Source organism: Streptomyces vilmorinianum (genome assembly GCF_005517195.1).
Lineage (GTDB): Bacteria > Actinomycetota > Actinomycetes > Streptomycetales > Streptomycetaceae > Streptomyces > Streptomyces vilmorinianum.
On the sequence record NZ_CP040244.1, the window covers coordinates 2,840,954 to 2,857,760 of the forward strand.

Here is a 16,807-nt window from a genome sequence, read left to right on the forward strand (position 1 = left end):
GGGGGAGACATGACACAGCCCGGCACCACCACGACCATGCGCCGCGCACTGCGCCGCGAAGTACCCAGCACGGTCGGCCTGCTCGCGGACGAGGACGACTTCGCCGCCATGCGCAGGTACGACACCTTCACGTTCGACGACCACCCCACCTACCTCCACCAGGTCGAAGGCCTCCTCAAGGCACTCTCCGCCCAGGGCGGCCACACCACCGTCACCCTCTTCGACCCCGAGGAGTACGAGGAGTACTGCGAGGAAACCGGCATCGACCCCGACCGGCCCGCCAGCCGCAGCCGGTACACCGCCGAACTCGCCGCCACCGGCGCCCGCGTCCCCTACACCGGCCAGCCGATGACCACCCTCGTCCCCACCCTCATCGACACCGCCGTCCGCCGCGCCACCTGGGAGTACGCGACGACGCTCCTCGCCGACACCGGCGACTGCGCCACCTGCGGGGAGGACATCGGCAGGGCCGCCTTCGACCAGGCCTCCCGCCTGCTCATGCGACTCCTCGAAGCCGCGGGCCCCGGCACCCACCACGTCGTCTGCAGCGTCCCCGCCGACGACGAGCAACTCCTCGCCATCCTCCAGGCCCTCTGCGACGACGACGGCCCCGCCCGGCTCGACAGCAGCGAGGCAGCCGAGTTCGTCACCGTCCTCGCCGTCGGCATCGCCCGCGAGAGCCCCGGCGGAGTGGTCATGCGCACCACCAACCCGGGCGCCCGCGACCGCCTCCACGGCTGGCGCCTCACCCAGGGCACCCTGCTGCCCCTCACCGAGGCCGAGGTCTTCAACGCCTACTGCACCGACGCCCGCACCGGAGAACCCCTCGCCCCGGAACCCGGCGTCGACTACCGCGCCGGCTTCCCGCTCGCTCCCGAGCGCTGACGACGAAGGGGCTCCCGCCGTACGGCGGGAGCCCCTTCACAACCAAGCGATCCGGACTACTCCCCGGACAGCACCGCCTGCGCGGCCACACGGGCCTCTTCGGCGGTGTCCGCCGCGCGAGCCGCGGCGGCAGCGCGCTCGCACTGCGCCAGCGTGTACTTCGCGAGCGTCGCCCGCACGTACGGAATCGACGCGGCACCCATCGACAGAGAGGTGACACCCAGACCCGTCAGCACACAGGCGAGCAGCGGATCCGAAGCGGCCTCACCACAGACACCACAGCTCTTGCCCTCGGCCTTGGCCGCCTCGGCGGACAGCGCCACCAGGTCGAGCAGCGCCGGCTGCCACGGGTCCTGCAGCCGCGACACCGCACCGACCTGACGGTCGGCGGCGAATGTGTACTGCGCCAGGTCGTTGGTGCCCAGCGACAGGAACTCCACCTCCTGCAGGATCGAGCGAGCCCGCAGAGCGGCGGAGGGGATCTCCACCATCGCACCGAACTTCGCCTGCAGCCCCGCCTCACGGCACGCGTCGGCGAAGGCCTTCGCGTCCGTACGGTCGGCCACCATCGGCGCCATGACCTCGAGGTACACCGGCAGACCCGCGGCGGCCTTCGCCAGCGCGGTCAGCTGCGTCCGCAGCACCTCCGGGTGGTCGAGCAGCGTCCGCAGCCCGCGCACACCCAGAGCCGGGTTCGGCTCGTCCGCCGGCGTCAGGAAGTCGAGCGGCTTGTCCGCACCGGCATCCAGCACACGCACGACCACGCGCCCCTCGGGGAACGCCTCGAGAACCTTGCGGTACGCCTCGATCTGCTTCTCCTCCGACGGAGCCTTCCTGCTGTCGTCCAGGAAGAGGAACTCCGTACGGAACAGACCGACACCCTCGGCGCCCGCCTCCACCGCGGCCGGCACATCCGCCGGACCGCCGACATTGGCGAGCAGCGGCACCTTGTGCCCGTCCGAGGTCGCACCGGGACCACTGGACGCGGCCAGCGCGGCCTTGCGCTCGGCAGCGGCCGCGGCCAGCTGCGCCTTCTTCTCCTTGCTCGGGTTCACGAAGATCTCACCGGTGGAACCGTCCACCGCGACCACCGTGCCCTCGCCGATCTCGCCCGCGCCCGGCAGCGCCACCACGGCCGGCACGCCCAGCGCCCGCGCGAGAATCGCGCTGTGGCTGGTCGGCCCGCCCTCCTCGGTCACGAAACCGAGGACCAGCGTCGGGTCGAGCAGCGCGGTGTCCGCGGGAGCGAGGTCCCGCGCGATCAGCACGTACGGCTCGTCACTGTCCGGCACGCCCGGCATCGGCACACCCAGCAGACGCGCGACAATGCGGTTCCGGACGTCGTCGAGGTCGGCGACACGCCCGGCCATGTACTCACCCGCGCCCGCGAGCAGCTCGCGGTAGTGGGAGAAGGCATCGTAAATACCGCGCTCGGCCGTGCTGCCGACCGCGATCCGGCGGTCGACATCGGCGATGAGCTCCGGGTCCTGGGCGATCATGGCCTGGGCCTCGAGCACATGCTGAGCCTCGCCACCGGCCAGATTGCCGCGCGCAATCAGGTCGGCAGCCACAGCTTCCACAGCCTGGCGGGCGCGCCCCTGTTCGCGCTCCGCCTCCTCGGCGGGAATCTGCTTGGCGGGCGGCTCGAGAACCGCGGTACCCATGTGCCGAACCTCGCCGATCGCCACTCCGTGGCTGACGCCGACGCCTCGCAGCGTTGTCTCCATCTCACCCGTCTCCGATAGAGCGACGGCTCCCGGCCGCCGCGATGAATGTCGAACTGCCGGTCGCCCCGAGGACGACGCCGGCATCAGTTCCAGCCGAAGAGCTGGTCGTCGGCCTTCACGTCGCCGCTGTCGACGACATCGGAGAGGGAGTCGGCCGTGGCCTCCAGGGCCACGACGGGGCAGATGGGGGACTTGCCCAAGGCCTCGACCTCGGCCGGGTTCCAGCGGACGATCGACTGTCCGCGCGTCACGTTGTCACCCTTGTTCACGAGCAGCTCGAAGCCCTGCCCGTTGAGCTGAACGGTGTCGATCCCGAGGTGCGTCAGCACACCGTGCCCCTCGCCGTCGACGACGACGAACGCGTGCGGGTGCAGAGAAACAATGACGCCGTCGACCGGCGACACGGCCTCCGAGGGCTCACGTACGGGATCGATGGCGGTGCCGGGACCGACCATCGCACCGGAGAAGACCGGGTCGGGTACTGCGGCGAGACCGATGGCGCGTCCAGCAAGTGGCGACGTCACGGTTGTCATGGGAAGCCTCCCAGGGGCGGAGATTGGTGGCGCCGTCACTGCCTGTCCTGGACGGCGTACTGCTCAGAAGCGTAAGTCATATGAAGTCCTAGTTCCGCACGAGACGTACCAGTTGGCGGACCTAGGGACTAGCCGGAAACGATTTGCCTCTGCTGGCGGTGAGATGTACTGTCGTACTCCTGCCTGACCCCAACGCGACTTTGGGTCGTGGGTCGGCAGCACCTATCAAGCCAGATCCTAACCCCAGTGGTCTACACCTCTGCATGCCTGCGGAGGGGTGGTCGGGGGGAGCGAGAAAGCCTGGTAGTGTTTGACCCCGCCGCAAGGGAAAGCGCGAAAAGCGAATTCCCGACACGGCAAGCCCGCTCCAGCGGGTGGCGGAAACGGAAAACGGATCTGCTAAGCTGGAAACACGAAAGACCGAAGGGAAAAGCCCGGAGGAAAGCCCGAGAGGGTGAGTACGAAGGAAGCGTCCGTTCCTTGAGAACTCAACAGCGTGCCAAAAATCAACGCCAGATTAGTTGATACCCCGTCCATCTTCGGATGGCGAGGTTCCTTTGAAAGTCCTACCGGCCCATGCGGCGGGTAGGCAACAACACAGCGAGGACGCTGTGAACGACTGGTCCTATTCCGACCGGTCGTTCCGCTCTCGTGGTGTGCACCGGATAACCGGTAAACATTCACGGAGAGTTTGATCCTGGCTCAGGACGAACGCTGGCGGCGTGCTTAACACATGCAAGTCGAACGATGAAGCCCTTCGGGGTGGATTAGTGGCGAACGGGTGAGTAACACGTGGGCAATCTGCCCTTCACTCTGGGACAAGCCCTGGAAACGGGGTCTAATACCGGATAACACCGGCTTCCGCATGGAAGCTGGTTGAAAGCTCCGGCGGTGAAGGATGAGCCCGCGGCCTATCAGCTTGTTGGTGGGGTAATGGCCCACCAAGGCGACGACGGGTAGCCGGCCTGAGAGGGCGACCGGCCACACTGGGACTGAGACACGGCCCAGACTCCTACGGGAGGCAGCAGTGGGGAATATTGCACAATGGGCGAAAGCCTGATGCAGCGACGCCGCGTGAGGGATGACGGCCTTCGGGTTGTAAACCTCTTTCAGCAGGGAAGAAGCGAAAGTGACGGTACCTGCAGAAGAAGCGCCGGCTAACTACGTGCCAGCAGCCGCGGTAATACGTAGGGCGCAAGCGTTGTCCGGAATTATTGGGCGTAAAGAGCTCGTAGGCGGCTTGTCACGTCGGGTGTGAAAGCCCGGGGCTTAACCCCGGGTCTGCATCCGATACGGGCAGGCTAGAGTGTGGTAGGGGAGATCGGAATTCCTGGTGTAGCGGTGAAATGCGCAGATATCAGGAGGAACACCGGTGGCGAAGGCGGATCTCTGGGCCATTACTGACGCTGAGGAGCGAAAGCGTGGGGAGCGAACAGGATTAGATACCCTGGTAGTCCACGCCGTAAACGTTGGGAACTAGGTGTTGGCGACATTCCACGTCGTCGGTGCCGCAGCTAACGCATTAAGTTCCCCGCCTGGGGAGTACGGCCGCAAGGCTAAAACTCAAAGGAATTGACGGGGGCCCGCACAAGCAGCGGAGCATGTGGCTTAATTCGACGCAACGCGAAGAACCTTACCAAGGCTTGACATATACCGGAAAGCATTAGAGATAGTGCCCCCCTTGTGGTCGGTATACAGGTGGTGCATGGCTGTCGTCAGCTCGTGTCGTGAGATGTTGGGTTAAGTCCCGCAACGAGCGCAACCCTTGTCCTGTGTTGCCAGCATGCCCTTCGGGGTGATGGGGACTCACAGGAGACCGCCGGGGTCAACTCGGAGGAAGGTGGGGACGACGTCAAGTCATCATGCCCCTTATGTCTTGGGCTGCACACGTGCTACAATGGCCGGTACAAAGAGCTGCGATGCCGCGAGGCGGAGCGAATCTCAAAAAGCCGGTCTCAGTTCGGATTGGGGTCTGCAACTCGACCCCATGAAGTCGGAGTTGCTAGTAATCGCAGATCAGCATTGCTGCGGTGAATACGTTCCCGGGCCTTGTACACACCGCCCGTCACGTCACGAAAGTCGGTAACACCCGAAGCCGGTGGCCCAACCCCTTGTGGGAGGGAGCTGTCGAAGGTGGGACTGGCGATTGGGACGAAGTCGTAACAAGGTAGCCGTACCGGAAGGTGCGGCTGGATCACCTCCTTTCTAAGGAGCACAGTACCGATTGCGAGCAAACGTCTCGCACGGTCAGCTCATGGGTGGAACGTTGATTAGTTGGCGTGAGTGACCTGATGGTTCTTCCAGTACTGCTTCGGCGTGGAACGGAGAACACGGAGGGTGGCTCACGCTTGGCACGTTGTTGGGTGTCTGAGGGTACGGCCGTAAGGTTTGTATCTTCGCGATGCCGGCCCCAGTGAACTCGCCACGTTGTGGTGGGGTGGTGGGTGGCTGGTCGTTGCTTGAGAACTACACAGTGGACGCGAGCATCTGTGGCCAAGTTTTTAAGGGCGCACGGTGGATGCCTTGGCACCAGGAACCGATGAAGGACGTGGGAGGCCACGATAGTCCCCGGGGAGCCGTCAACCAGGCTTTGATCCGGGGGTTTCCGAATGGGGAAACCCGGCAGTCGTCATGGGCTGTCACCCATGCCTGAACACATAGGGCATGTGGAGGGAACGAGGGGAAGTGAAACATCTCAGTACCCTCAGGAAGAGAAAACAACCGTGATTCCGGGAGTAGTGGCGAGCGAAACCGGATGAGGCCAAACCGTATGCGTGTGATACCCGGCAGGGGTTGCGCATACGGGGTTGTGGGATCTCTCTTTCACAGTCTGCCGGCTGTGAGACGAGTCAGAAACCGTATGGATAGGCGAAGGACATGCGAAAGGTCCGGCGTAGAGGGTAAGACCCCCGTAGCTGAAATTCATACGGCTCGTTTGAGAGACACCCAAGTAGCACGGGGCCCGAGAAATCCCGTGTGAATCTGGCGGGACCACCCGCTAAGCCTAAATATTCCCTGGTGACCGATAGCGGATAGTACCGTGAGGGAATGGTGAAAAGTACCGCGGGAGCGGAGTGAAATAGTACCTGAAACCGTGTGCCTACAAGCCGTGGGAGCGTCGCTCACATCTTCGGATGTGGGTCGTGACTGCGTGCCTTTTGAAGAATGAGCCTGCGAGTTTGCGGTGTGTTGCGAGGTTAACCCGTGTGGGGAAGCCGTAGCGAAAGCGAGTCCGAATAGGGCGATTCAGTAGCACGCTCAAGACCCGAAGCGGAGTGATCTAGCCATGGGCAGGTTGAAGCGGAGGTAAGACTTCGTGGAGGACCGAACCCACCAGGGTTGAAAACCTGGGGGATGACCTGTGGTTAGGGGTGAAAGGCCAATCAAACTCCGTGATAGCTGGTTCTCCCCGAAATGCATTTAGGTGCAGCGTCGTGTGTTTCTTGCCGGAGGTAGAGCACTGGATAGGCGATGGGCCCTACCGGGTTACTGACCTTAGCCAAACTCCGAATGCCGGTAAGTGAGAGCGCGGCAGTGAGACTGTGGGGGATAAGCTCCATGGTCGAGAGGGAAACAGCCCAGAGCATCGACTAAGGCCCCTAAGCGTACGCTAAGTGGGAAAGGATGTGGAGTCGCAGAGACAACCAGGAGGTTGGCTTAGAAGCAGCCACCCTTGAAAGAGTGCGTAATAGCTCACTGGTCAAGTGATTCCGCGCCGACAATGTAGCGGGGCTCAAGCGTACCGCCGAAGTCGTGTCATTGCAGCAATAGGGCCAACGCCCGCTGTGATGGGTAGGGGAGCGTCGTGTGCCGGGTGAAGCAGCCGCGGAAGCGAGTTGTGGACGGTTCACGAGTGAGAATGCAGGCATGAGTAGCGATACACACGTGAGAAACGTGTGCGCCGATTGACTAAGGGTTCCTGGGTCAAGCTGATCTGCCCAGGGTAAGTCGGGACCTAAGGCGAGGCCGACAGGCGTAGTCGATGGACAACCGGTTGATATTCCGGTACCCGCTTTGAAACGCCCAATATCGAGCCCATTAATGCTAAGGCCGTGAAGCCGCCCCGGAGCCTTCGGGCAAAGGGGAGTGGTGGAGCCGCTGACCCAAGGTGGTAGTAGGTAAGCGATGGGGTGACGCAGGAAGGTAGTCCAGCCCGGGCGGTGGTTGTCCCGGGGTAAGGGTGTAGGCCGTGTGATAGGCAAATCCGTCACACATTAAGGCTGAGACCTGATGCCGAGCCGATTGTGGTGAAGTGGATGATCCTATGCTGTCGAGAAAAGCCTCTAGCGAGTTTCATGGCGGCCCGTACCCTAAACCGACTCAGGTGGTCAGGTAGAGAATACCGAGGCGTTCGGGTGAACTATGGTTAAGGAACTCGGCAAAATGCCCCCGTAACTTCGGGAGAAGGGGGGCCATCACTGGTGATCGGATTTACTCCGTGAGCTGGGGGTGGCCGCAGAGACCAGCGAGAAGCGACTGTTTACTAAAAACACAGGTCCGTGCGAAGCCGTAAGGCGATGTATACGGACTGACGCCTGCCCGGTGCTGGAACGTTAAGGGGACCGGTTAGCTCTGTTTCGACAGGGCGAAGCTGAGAACTTAAGCGCCAGTAAACGGCGGTGGTAACTATAACCATCCTAAGGTAGCGAAATTCCTTGTCGGGTAAGTTCCGACCTGCACGAATGGCGTAACGACTTCTCGACTGTCTCAACCATAGGCCCGGTGAAATTGCACTACGAGTAAAGATGCTCGTTTCGCGCAGCAGGACGGAAAGACCCCGGGACCTTTACTACAGTTTGATATTGGTGTTCGGTTCGGCTTGTGTAGGATAGGTGGGAGACTTTGAAGCCGTGACGCCAGTCATGGTGGAGTCGCCGTTGAAATACCACTCTGGTCGTGCTGGATGTCTAACCTCGGTCCGTGATCCGGATCAGGGACAGTGTCTGATGGGTAGTTTAACTGGGGCGGTTGCCTCCCAAAGGGTAACGGAGGCGCCCAAAGGTTCCCTCAGCCTGGTTGGCAATCAGGTGTTGAGTGTAAGTGCACAAGGGAGCTTGACTGTGAGACCGACGGGTCGAGCAGGGACGAAAGTCGGGACTAGTGATCCGGCGGTGGCTTGTGGAAGCGCCGTCGCTCAACGGATAAAAGGTACCCCGGGGATAACAGGCTGATCTTCCCCAAGAGTCCATATCGACGGGATGGTTTGGCACCTCGATGTCGGCTCGTCGCATCCTGGGGCTGGAGTCGGTCCCAAGGGTTGGGCTGTTCGCCCATTAAAGCGGTACGCGAGCTGGGTTTAGAACGTCGTGAGACAGTTCGGTCCCTATCCGCTGTGCGCGTAGGAATATTGAGAAGGGCTGTCCCTAGTACGAGAGGACCGGGACGGACGAACCTCTGGTGTGCCAGTTGTCCTGCCAAGGGCATGGCTGGTTGGCTACGTTCGGGAGGGATAACCGCTGAAAGCATCTAAGCGGGAAGCCTGCTTCGAGATGAGTATTCCCACCTCCTTGAGAGGGTAAGGCTCCCAGTAGACGACTGGGTTGATAGGCCGGATGTGGAAGCCCAGTAATGGGTGGAGCTGACCGGTACTAATAGGCCGAGGGCTTGTCCTCAGTTGCTCGCGTCCACTGTGTTAGTTCTGAAGTAACGAACACGCCCCCTGCGGGGTGCGGCGGTTCAACTTCATAGAGTTTCGGTGGTCATAGCGTTAGGGAAACGCCCGGTTACATTCCGAACCCGGAAGCTAAGCCTTTCAGCGCCGATGGTACTGCAGGGGGGACCCTGTGGGAGAGTAGGACGCCGCCGAACAATTTTTAGCCTCAACCCCTGGACCTTGTCCGGGGGTTGAGGCATTTTTGCGTTCAGAGGAATGTTCGACCCCTGTGCACGGCTCCGTCGTGGCTGAGGGTAGGGTCAGGGGGCATCATCGGCACGTTCCCACAGGAGGCCCCCGGGTGGAGGTCCAGGAGACTCGCGTTCAGACGGACCGGGTCCTCACCATCCCCAACATCCTCAGCATGGCTCGCCTCGCGGGTGTGCCTCTGTTCCTGTGGCTGATTCTCCGTCCCGAGTTCGGCGGCCCCAACAGCGATCGCTGGGCCCTGCTCGTCCTGATGCTCAGCGGCGTCAGCGATTATCTCGACGGGAAGCTCGCCCGGCGCTGGAACCAGGTCAGCAGCCTCGGCCGGCTCCTCGATCCTGCCGCCGACCGGCTGTACATCCTTTCCACCCTGGTGGGGCTCACCTGGCGGGAGATCCTGCCGCTCTGGCTGACCATCGCCCTTTTGGCGCGCGAGCTGATGTTGCTGGTGATGGTGGGAATCCTCCGCCGGCACGGCTATCCGCCGCCGCAGGTGAACTTCCTGGGTAAAGCTGCGACTTTCAACTTGATGTACGCCTTCCCTCTGCTGCTGCTCAGTGACGGAACGGGCTGGCTTTCGTCACTCGCCGAAGTTTTCGGGTGGGCCTTCGCCGGATGGGGTACAACTCTCTATTGGTGGGCAGGGATCCTCTACGTGGTCCAGGTCCGCCGACTCGTGAAGGCGGATACCCCGGCCGATTGAGCCCGTCTGTCCTGTGCCGAGCAACGTCGCCGGCATGAACGAGGACGCCCGAGGGCCACTGAGCGGACAGGTGAAGTCGGCAGGACCGTCGTCTCTTCAAGGAGGACGCTTCCGACATGAAGGCCGTCGTGATGGCCGGTGGCGAAGGAACACGACTTCGCCCGATGACCTCGAGCATGCCCAAGCCTCTCCTGCCGGTGGCAAACCGGCCGATCATGGAGCATGTCCTGCGACTGCTCAAGCGGCACGGTCTCACCGAGACCGTTGTCACCGTGCAGTTTCTCGCCTCGCTCGTCAGGAACTACTTCGGTGACGGCGAGGAGCTCGGTATGGAGCTCACGTACGCCAACGAGGAAAAACCGCTCGGCACCGCCGGCAGTGTGAAGAACGCCGAGGAGGCACTGAAGGACGACGCCTTCCTCGTCATCTCGGGAGACGCACTCACCGATTTCGACCTCACCGACCTCATCGCCTTCCACAAGGAGAAAGGCGCACTGGTCACCGTCTGTCTGACGCGTGTGCCGAATCCACTGGAATTCGGCATCACCATCGTGGACGAGGAAGGAAAGGTCGAGCGCTTCCTGGAGAAGCCGACCTGGGGGCAGGTCTTCTCCGACACGGTGAACACGGGCATCTACGTCATGGAGCCCGAGGTCTTCGACTACGTCCAGGCAGACGTGTCGGTCGACTGGTCGGGTGATGTCTTTCCGCAGCTCATGAAGGAAGGCAAGCCGATCTACGGCTATGTCGCCGAGGGCTACTGGGAGGACGTCGGCACCCACGAGAGCTACGTCAAGGCGCAGGCCGACGTGCTCGAGGGAAAGGTCCAGGTCGAGCTCGACGGATTCGAGATCTCGCCCGGAGTCTGGATCGCGGAAGGGGCCGAGGTCCACCCCGACGCCGTGCTCCGCGGGCCGCTCTACATCGGCGACTACGCCAAGGTGGAGGCCGGCGCCGAGATTCGCGAGCACACCGTCATCGGCTCGAACGTGGTCGTCAAGAGCGGCGCGTTTCTTCACAAGGCCGTCGTCCACGACAACGTCTACATCGGTCAGCAGAGCAATCTGCGCGGCTGTGTGATCGGCAAGAACACCGACGTCATGCGGGCCGCCCGGATCGAGGACGGGGCCGTCATCGGCGACGAGTGCCTGATCGGTGAAGAATCGATCGTCCAGGGCAACGTCCGGGTCTACCCCTTCAAGACCATCGAGGCCGGCGCCTTCGTCAACACCTCCGTCATCTGGGAGTCCCGCGGCCAGGCCCACCTCTTCGGGGCGCGTGGCGTCTCCGGGATCCTCAACGTGGAGATCACGCCCGAGCTGGCCGTACGCCTCGCCGGCGCGTACGCCACGATGCTGAAGAAGGGCTCGACGGTCACCACCGCGCGTGACCACTCCAGGGGTGCCCGCGCCCTGAAGCGCGCGGTGATCTCCGCGCTGCAGGCCAGCGCCATCGACGTACGTGACCTGGAGAACGTGCCGCTGCCGGTGGCGCGGCAGCAGACCGCCCGGGGAAGCGCCGGCGGGATCATGCTGCGGACCACCCCCGGTGTGCCGGACTCCGTGGACATCATGTTCTTCGACGAGCGAGGGGCGGATCTCTCGCAGGCCGGACAGCGGAAGCTGGACCGGGTCTTCGCACGTCAGGAGTACCGGCGGGCGTTCCCCGGGGAGATCGGCGACCTCTCCTTCCCGGCGAGCGTCTTCGACTCGTACACCGGCTCCCTGCTGCGGAACGTCGACATCTCCGGGATCGCCGAGGCCGGGCTCAAGGTCGTCGTCGACGCCTCCAACGGCAGTGCGGGGCTCGTTCTGCCGAGCCTCCTCGGCCGGCTGCAGGTGGATTCGCTGACGATCAACCCGGGACTCGACGAGTCGCGGCCCACGGAGTCGGTGGAGGCGCGACGGGCCGGACTCGTCCGGCTCGGGGAGATCGTGGCCTCGGCGCGTGCCGCGTTCGGCGTGCGGTTCGACCCCGTGGGCGAGCGGCTCTCGCTCGTCGACGAGCGAGGCCGGATCATCGAGGACGACCGTTCGCTGCTGGTCATGCTCGACCTGGTGGCCGCCGAGCGGCGCTCGGGCCGGGTCGCGCTGCCCGTGACGACCACGAGGATCGCCGAGCAGGTCGCCGCGTACCACGGCACTCAGGTGGAGTGGACGACGACCTCGCCGGACGATCTGACCCGGGTCGGACGGGAGGAGTCCACGATCTTCGGCGGCGACGGCCGCGGCGGATTCATCGTTCCCGAGTTCAGCAGCGTCTTCGACGGTGCCGCCGCGTTCGTACGGCTGATCGGGCTTGTGGCGCGGACACAGCTCACGCTGAGCCAGATCGACGCGCGGATCCCGCGGGCGCATGTCCTGCGGCGGGACGTCGCGACGCCGTGGGCCGTCAAGGGACTGGTGATGCGCCGGGTGGTGGAGGCGGCCGGGGACCGGTCGGTGGACACCACGGACGGGGTACGCGTGGTCGAGGCGGACGGGCGCTGGGTGATGGTGCTGCCCGACCCGGCCGAGGCCGTCACCCATCTGTGGGCCGAGGGACCCGACGACACCTCCGCCCAGGCCCTGCTCGACGAGTGGTCGAGCGTGGTGGACAGCGCAGGTCACTGACGGATGGGACGGGTGAGCCGGGTGGTGTCCGCCGGACGCCGCCCGGCTCATCGGTGGGGCCATTCGGCGGTAGCACCCCCGACGTGCGACGATGTGCGGCATGTCGCAGCAGCACCCCGTTCGGAGCACCGGAACACCACCCCCGCGTCCGGACGCGTCCATGTCGCTGCTGAACAACGTGATCGACCACGCGCTCGACGACGGCTACGCCGAGGCCACGGCCCGGCGCGAGGCGGAGGGCGGCGGGCTGCCGCGTACGCTGCGGGCCAAGCTCGGTCTGGCGGCCGGCCTCGTGCTGGCCGCGGCCGTGGTGACCGTGGGCGCCGCGGAGGCGCGGATCTCCGCTCCGGTCGTCGCCAAGGAGCGGCAGGAGCTCATCGACCGGATCGACGCGGAGACCTCGGCGGCCGACAAGCTGGAGCAGGACGTCGAGAAGATCCGCGCCGAGGTGGGAGAGCGACAGCGCAGGGCGCTGGAGCAGCACGGCGGTGACCAGGCGGAGCTCGTGGCGCTGCTCTCGGGGGCGACTCCGGTGCACGGCCCGGGAGTGAAGCTCGTGGTCGACGACGCCAAGGGCACCGATCAGGGCGGCGGAGGTCCGAGGGAGAGCACTGGGTTCTCCGACACGGGCCGGGTCCGCGACCGTGACATGCAGCGGGTCGTCAACGGGCTGTGGGAGTCGGGCGCCGAGGCCGTCGCGATCAACGGCCAGCGGCTGACGTCGCTGTCCGCGATCAGAGCCGCGGGTGACGCCATACTGGTCGACAACAAGCCGCTGGTACCGCCGTACACGGTGCTCGCGGTGGGGGACGGGCAGCGGCTGAGCACGGCCTTCCAGGACAGCGCCGACGGGCAGTACCTGCACGCGCTGCAGGAGAACTTCGGGATCCGCACCAGCATCTCGGCCGAGACCGAGGTGCGTCTGCCGGCCGCGCCGAGCCTGATCGTACGTACAGCAGTGCCGAGGGGAGCCGGGGCGGCCAAGGCCACCGGTCAGGCCACGGCCGACACAGGGAAGGGCACATCTTGATCGCCGTACTGGGCCTGATCGTGGGAGTCGTGGTCGGACTGTTGGTCCGGCCCGAGGTTCCGGCGGTGGTCGAGCCCTATCTTCCGATCGCCGTGGTCGCCGCCCTCGACGCGGTCTTCGGCGGCCTCCGTGCCATGCTCGACGGAATCTTCGTCGACAAGGTCTTCGTGGTCTCCTTCCTGTCGAACGTGGTCGTGGCCGCGCTGATCGTCTTCCTCGGAGACAAGCTGGGCGTCGGCGCGCAGCTGTCCACCGGTGTGGTCGTCGTGCTCGGCATCCGGATCTTCTCCAACGCGGCCGCCATCCGGCGGCATGTGTTCCGGGCGTGACGCCGATGAGCAACGACGTGCATCCCAGCACCCCGGAGAACCCGGACGAGGACAAGTCGGGCGCCGTGGCGCCCGAGCAGCAGATGACGGGGCGGCAGCGGCTGGCCGCCGGGCTGTGGCCGCCGCGGGTGAGCCGGGCCCAACTCATCGTCGCCCTGCTGCTGTTCGTCCTCGGCCTGGGCCTCGCCATCCAGGTCCGCTCCACCAGCGACAACAGCGCGCTGCGCGGGGCCCGCCAAGAGGACCTGGTCCGCATCCTCGACGAGCTCGACGACCGGACCCAGCGCCTGGAGGACGAGAAGACGCGCCTGGAGAACCAGCGCACCGAGCTGGAGTCCAGCTCGGACCAGGCCGAGGAGGCGCGCAAGCAGACCCAGGAGAAGGAGCGGCAGCTCGGCATCCTGGCCGGCACCGTCGGCGCCGAGGGTCCTGGCATCACGCTGACCGTCGCGGGCGCCGCGGCGGCCGTCGAGTCGGACATGCTGCTCGACGCGATCCAGGAGCTGCGCGCCGCGGGCGCCGAGGCGATCCAGATCAACGACGTACGGGTGGTGGCGGACAGTTACTTCTCGGGCGCCGGTGGTGACATAAAGATTGATGGAACGAAGGTGACCGCTCCGTACGTCTTCAAGGTCATCGGCAAGCCCGAGGATCTCGAGCCCGCGCTCAACATCCCCGGTGGAGTCGTCCAGACGCTGGAGAAGGAGCAGGCCACCGCGACCGTGGCCCGGTCCGAGAAGATCGTTGTGGATGCCTTGCGACCTGCGAAGCGGCCTGACTACGCTCAGTCGTCCTCGCAGTGAGGCGGGGCGCATGGCGGTCGCGCGACAAGGGGAAGACGTTGCGGGGGGTCGCCGCACCACAAGCGTGGTGCGTGGTGGAAACTGTCCGGAGGGTACGGACGTTGTGAGGATGTCCGGGTCGGCAGGTGTGTTCATTCAGGGTTCGTCCTGCCCCACGGGCGGGTCTGTTTCGGTCAAGGGGAATCGCCCGTGAGTTTTTTTGCGAAGTTGTTCGGCAAGAGCGCACGCGAGGACGGCGGCAACGCCAAGCACCGCGCGCCGCGCCACGCCCAGAGCGAGGAACAGGGCGGCGAGCGCCCGCTCTTCCGTGATGAGGTCGGCGGCCAGGGCGGTGACATTCCGGGCGCACAGGGCGCGTCGTCTGTTGACCCTGCGGGTGCCGGCCGCATAGGTTTCGGAGAACCATCAACCTCAGGTACGGGTGGAGGGTTCACCCCCGACCCGTATGCGACCCAAACCTCCGCGGGCCAGCCGCGGCAGGAGGATGCGTCCATGCCGGTGTGTACGAGGTGCGGTCACCGCAATGCCGCGGACAGCCGCTTCTGCTCCCACTGCGGCACGCCGCTGAGGGGCGGGGCGCCCGTGGAGCGCGCGTCCGAGACGACGTCGACGATCTCGATCTCGGGCCTGGAGGCGTACGACGCCGAGGTCACGGGTCAGACCGCGATGCCGTCCCTCTCGCCCGAGGCGCTGGCCGCCGTCGAGGCCCTGCCCGCCGGATCGGCGCTTCTCGTCGTGCGGCGTGGTCCGAACTCGGGCAGCCGCTTCCTGCTGGACAGCGAGCTGACCACGGCCGGCCGTCACCCGCAGAGCGACATCTTCCTCGACGACTTCACCGTGTCGCGGCGCCACGTCGAGTTCCGGCGGGCGCAGGACGGCAGCTTCACCGTCGCCGACGTCGGCAGCCTCAACGGCACGTACGTCAACCGTGAGCCGATCGACTCGGTCGTTCTGTCCAACGGCGACGAGGTGCAGATCGGCAAGTACCGCCTGGTCTTCTACACGAGCCAGCGAGGCGCGTGACGCCTCGGAGAAGCCTTCAGGGAAGGTCCATGCTGCGAACACCGACGGGCGGTGCCGGACACGGCACCGCCACCGCGGGCGACCGGCTGGTGAGCATCGGGACGGTGCTGAACCAGCTACGTGACGAGTTTCCCGAAGTGACCATCTCCAAGATCCGGTTCCTGGAGGCCGAGGGGCTCGTCGAGCCCCGGCGGACGGCCTCCGGCTACCGGAAGTTCAGCCCGCAGGACGTGGAGCGGCTCGCTCAGATCCTGCGGATGCAGCGGGACCACTATCTTCCGCTGAAGGTCATCCGGGAGCATCTCGACGCCCTTGCCCGGGGCGAACAGATCAAGCTCCCTTCCCCCAGCCCGCACCGTGATCTGCTCGACGGCGCGTGGGATCCGGAGGGCGATCGTCCGACCGCCGCGCGGGTGGGACGGGCCGAGCTGCTCGCCGCTGCCGAGGTGACCGAGGAGGAGCTCGCGGAGTGGGAGTCGTACGGGCTCATCGCTCCGGGAGCCGAGGGTGGCTACGACGCCGAGGCGATCACCGTCGCGAGACTTGTCGCGGATCTGGGGAGATTTGGTCTGGAACCGCGGCACCTGAGGGCGGTCAAAGCGGCCGCCGACCGGGAGGCGGGACTGGTCGAGCAGATGGTCGCGCCGCTGCGACGGCACCGTAATCCGCAGACCAGAGCCCATGCGGAGGCCACCGCGAAGGAGCTCGCCGGGCTCTCCGTACGGCTCCACGCGGCACTGGTCCAGACCGCGCTGGGACTCCGGCTGTCGTGATCTTGGGGGAGCCCGACTACCCAAACCGGTCGAGCACGTCCTAGGGTTGCTGTGTGAACGAGCTCGACGTTGTGGGTGTCCGGGTGGAAATGCCCTCCAACCAGCCGATCGTGCTCCTGCGTGAAGTGGGAGGCGATCGGTACCTCCCCATCTGGATCGGTCCTGGTGAGGCGACCGCGATCGCCTTCGCCCAGCAGGGGATGGCCCCTGCGAGGCCGCTGACGCACGACCTCTTCAAGGATGTCCTTGAAGCCGTGGGGCAAGAGCTCACCGAGGTCCGCATCACGGATCTCCGTGAAGGCGTCTTCTACGCGGAGCTGGTCTTCGCCAGTGGTGTCGAGGTGAGTGCCAGGCCGTCCGACGCGATAGCGCTGGCGCTGCGCACCGGAACGCCGATCTTCGGCAGTGACGGTGTGCTCGACGACGCCGGCATCGCGATCCCGGATGAGCAGGAGGACGAGGTGGAGAAGTTCCGCGAGTTCCTCGACCAGATCTCCCCGGAGGACTTCGGGACCAACAGCCAGTGAGG

11 protein-coding genes and 3 rRNA genes are annotated in these 16,807 nt (G+C 65.1%); 12 read left to right on the forward strand and 2 right to left on the reverse strand.

What is annotated here, in order from left to right; translation table 11 throughout:
- The first annotated feature begins 9 nt into the window (after positions 1–9).
- Entirely contained in the window at positions 10–885 is an 876-nt protein-coding gene (locus tag FDM97_RS13325; protein WP_137990623.1) for a hypothetical protein, read from the forward strand.
- A 56-nt stretch (positions 886–941) separates the two neighbouring features.
- Here the strand turns inward: FDM97_RS13325 and ptsP are convergent, their stop codons facing one another.
- A complete protein-coding gene (gene ptsP / locus FDM97_RS13330; RefSeq protein WP_137994796.1) occupies positions 942–2,612 on the reverse strand; it encodes a phosphoenolpyruvate--protein phosphotransferase in 1,671 nt (556 codons plus the stop codon).
- A gap of 83 nt (positions 2,613–2,695) precedes the next feature.
- A complete protein-coding gene (locus tag FDM97_RS13335; protein ID WP_137990624.1) occupies positions 2,696–3,145 on the reverse strand; it encodes a PTS sugar transporter subunit IIA in 450 nt (149 codons plus the stop codon).
- Positions 3,146–3,824: 679 nt separating this feature from the next.
- Here FDM97_RS13335 and FDM97_RS13340 point away from each other — a divergent pair.
- The 11 genes from FDM97_RS13340 to FDM97_RS13390 all read left to right on the forward strand — a co-directional run bounded on the left by FDM97_RS13340 (position 3,825) and on the right by FDM97_RS13390 (position 16,805).
- Positions 3,825–5,350 (forward strand): 16S ribosomal RNA (locus FDM97_RS13340).
- 286 nt (positions 5,351–5,636) lie between these two features.
- Positions 5,637–8,757 (forward strand): 23S ribosomal RNA (locus FDM97_RS13345).
- Positions 8,758–8,836: 79 nt separating this feature from the next.
- Positions 8,837–8,953, forward strand: a 5S ribosomal RNA gene (gene rrf / locus FDM97_RS13350).
- The 16S, 23S and 5S rRNA genes sit together here, the layout of an rRNA operon.
- A 146-nt stretch (positions 8,954–9,099) precedes the next feature.
- The gene (locus FDM97_RS13355) at positions 9,100–9,708 is read left to right on the forward strand and encodes a CDP-alcohol phosphatidyltransferase family protein (RefSeq protein WP_137990625.1); all 609 of its coding nucleotides are present in this window, start codon (positions 9,100–9,102) and stop codon (positions 9,706–9,708) included.
- A 116-nt stretch (positions 9,709–9,824) separates the two neighbouring features.
- Complete coding sequence (locus FDM97_RS13360; RefSeq protein ID WP_137990626.1) at positions 9,825–12,320, forward strand: mannose-1-phosphate guanyltransferase; 2,496 nt, start codon at positions 9,825–9,827, stop codon at positions 12,318–12,320.
- A gap of 100 nt (positions 12,321–12,420) precedes the next feature.
- The gene (locus FDM97_RS13365; protein ID WP_137990627.1) at positions 12,421–13,350 is read left to right on the forward strand and encodes a DUF881 domain-containing protein; all 930 of its coding nucleotides are present in this window, start codon (positions 12,421–12,423) and stop codon (positions 13,348–13,350) included.
- Entirely contained in the window at positions 13,347–13,679 is a 333-nt protein-coding gene (locus tag FDM97_RS13370; protein WP_015032176.1) for a small basic family protein, read from the forward strand. The genes FDM97_RS13365 and FDM97_RS13370 overlap by 4 nt, the downstream gene beginning before the upstream one ends.
- A gap of 5 nt (positions 13,680–13,684) precedes the next feature.
- Positions 13,685–14,482 carry a DUF881 domain-containing protein gene (locus tag FDM97_RS13375; protein ID WP_137990628.1) on the forward strand — a complete coding sequence of 266 codons (798 nt, stop codon included), beginning with the start codon at positions 13,685–13,687 and terminating at the stop codon, positions 14,480–14,482.
- 81 nt (positions 14,483–14,563) lie between these two features.
- Complete coding sequence (locus FDM97_RS13380; protein WP_217510286.1) at positions 14,564–15,505, forward strand: FHA domain-containing protein; 942 nt, start codon at positions 14,564–14,566, stop codon at positions 15,503–15,505.
- Positions 15,506–15,534: 29 nt separating this feature from the next.
- A complete protein-coding gene (ftsR, locus tag FDM97_RS13385; RefSeq protein ID WP_137990630.1) occupies positions 15,535–16,278 on the forward strand; it encodes a transcriptional regulator FtsR in 744 nt (247 codons plus the stop codon).
- A 53-nt stretch (positions 16,279–16,331) separates the two neighbouring features.
- Positions 16,332–16,805 carry a bifunctional nuclease family protein gene (locus FDM97_RS13390; protein ID WP_005475662.1) on the forward strand — a complete coding sequence of 158 codons (474 nt, stop codon included), beginning with the start codon at positions 16,332–16,334 and terminating at the stop codon, positions 16,803–16,805.
- Positions 16,806–16,807: the final 2 nt, after the last annotated feature.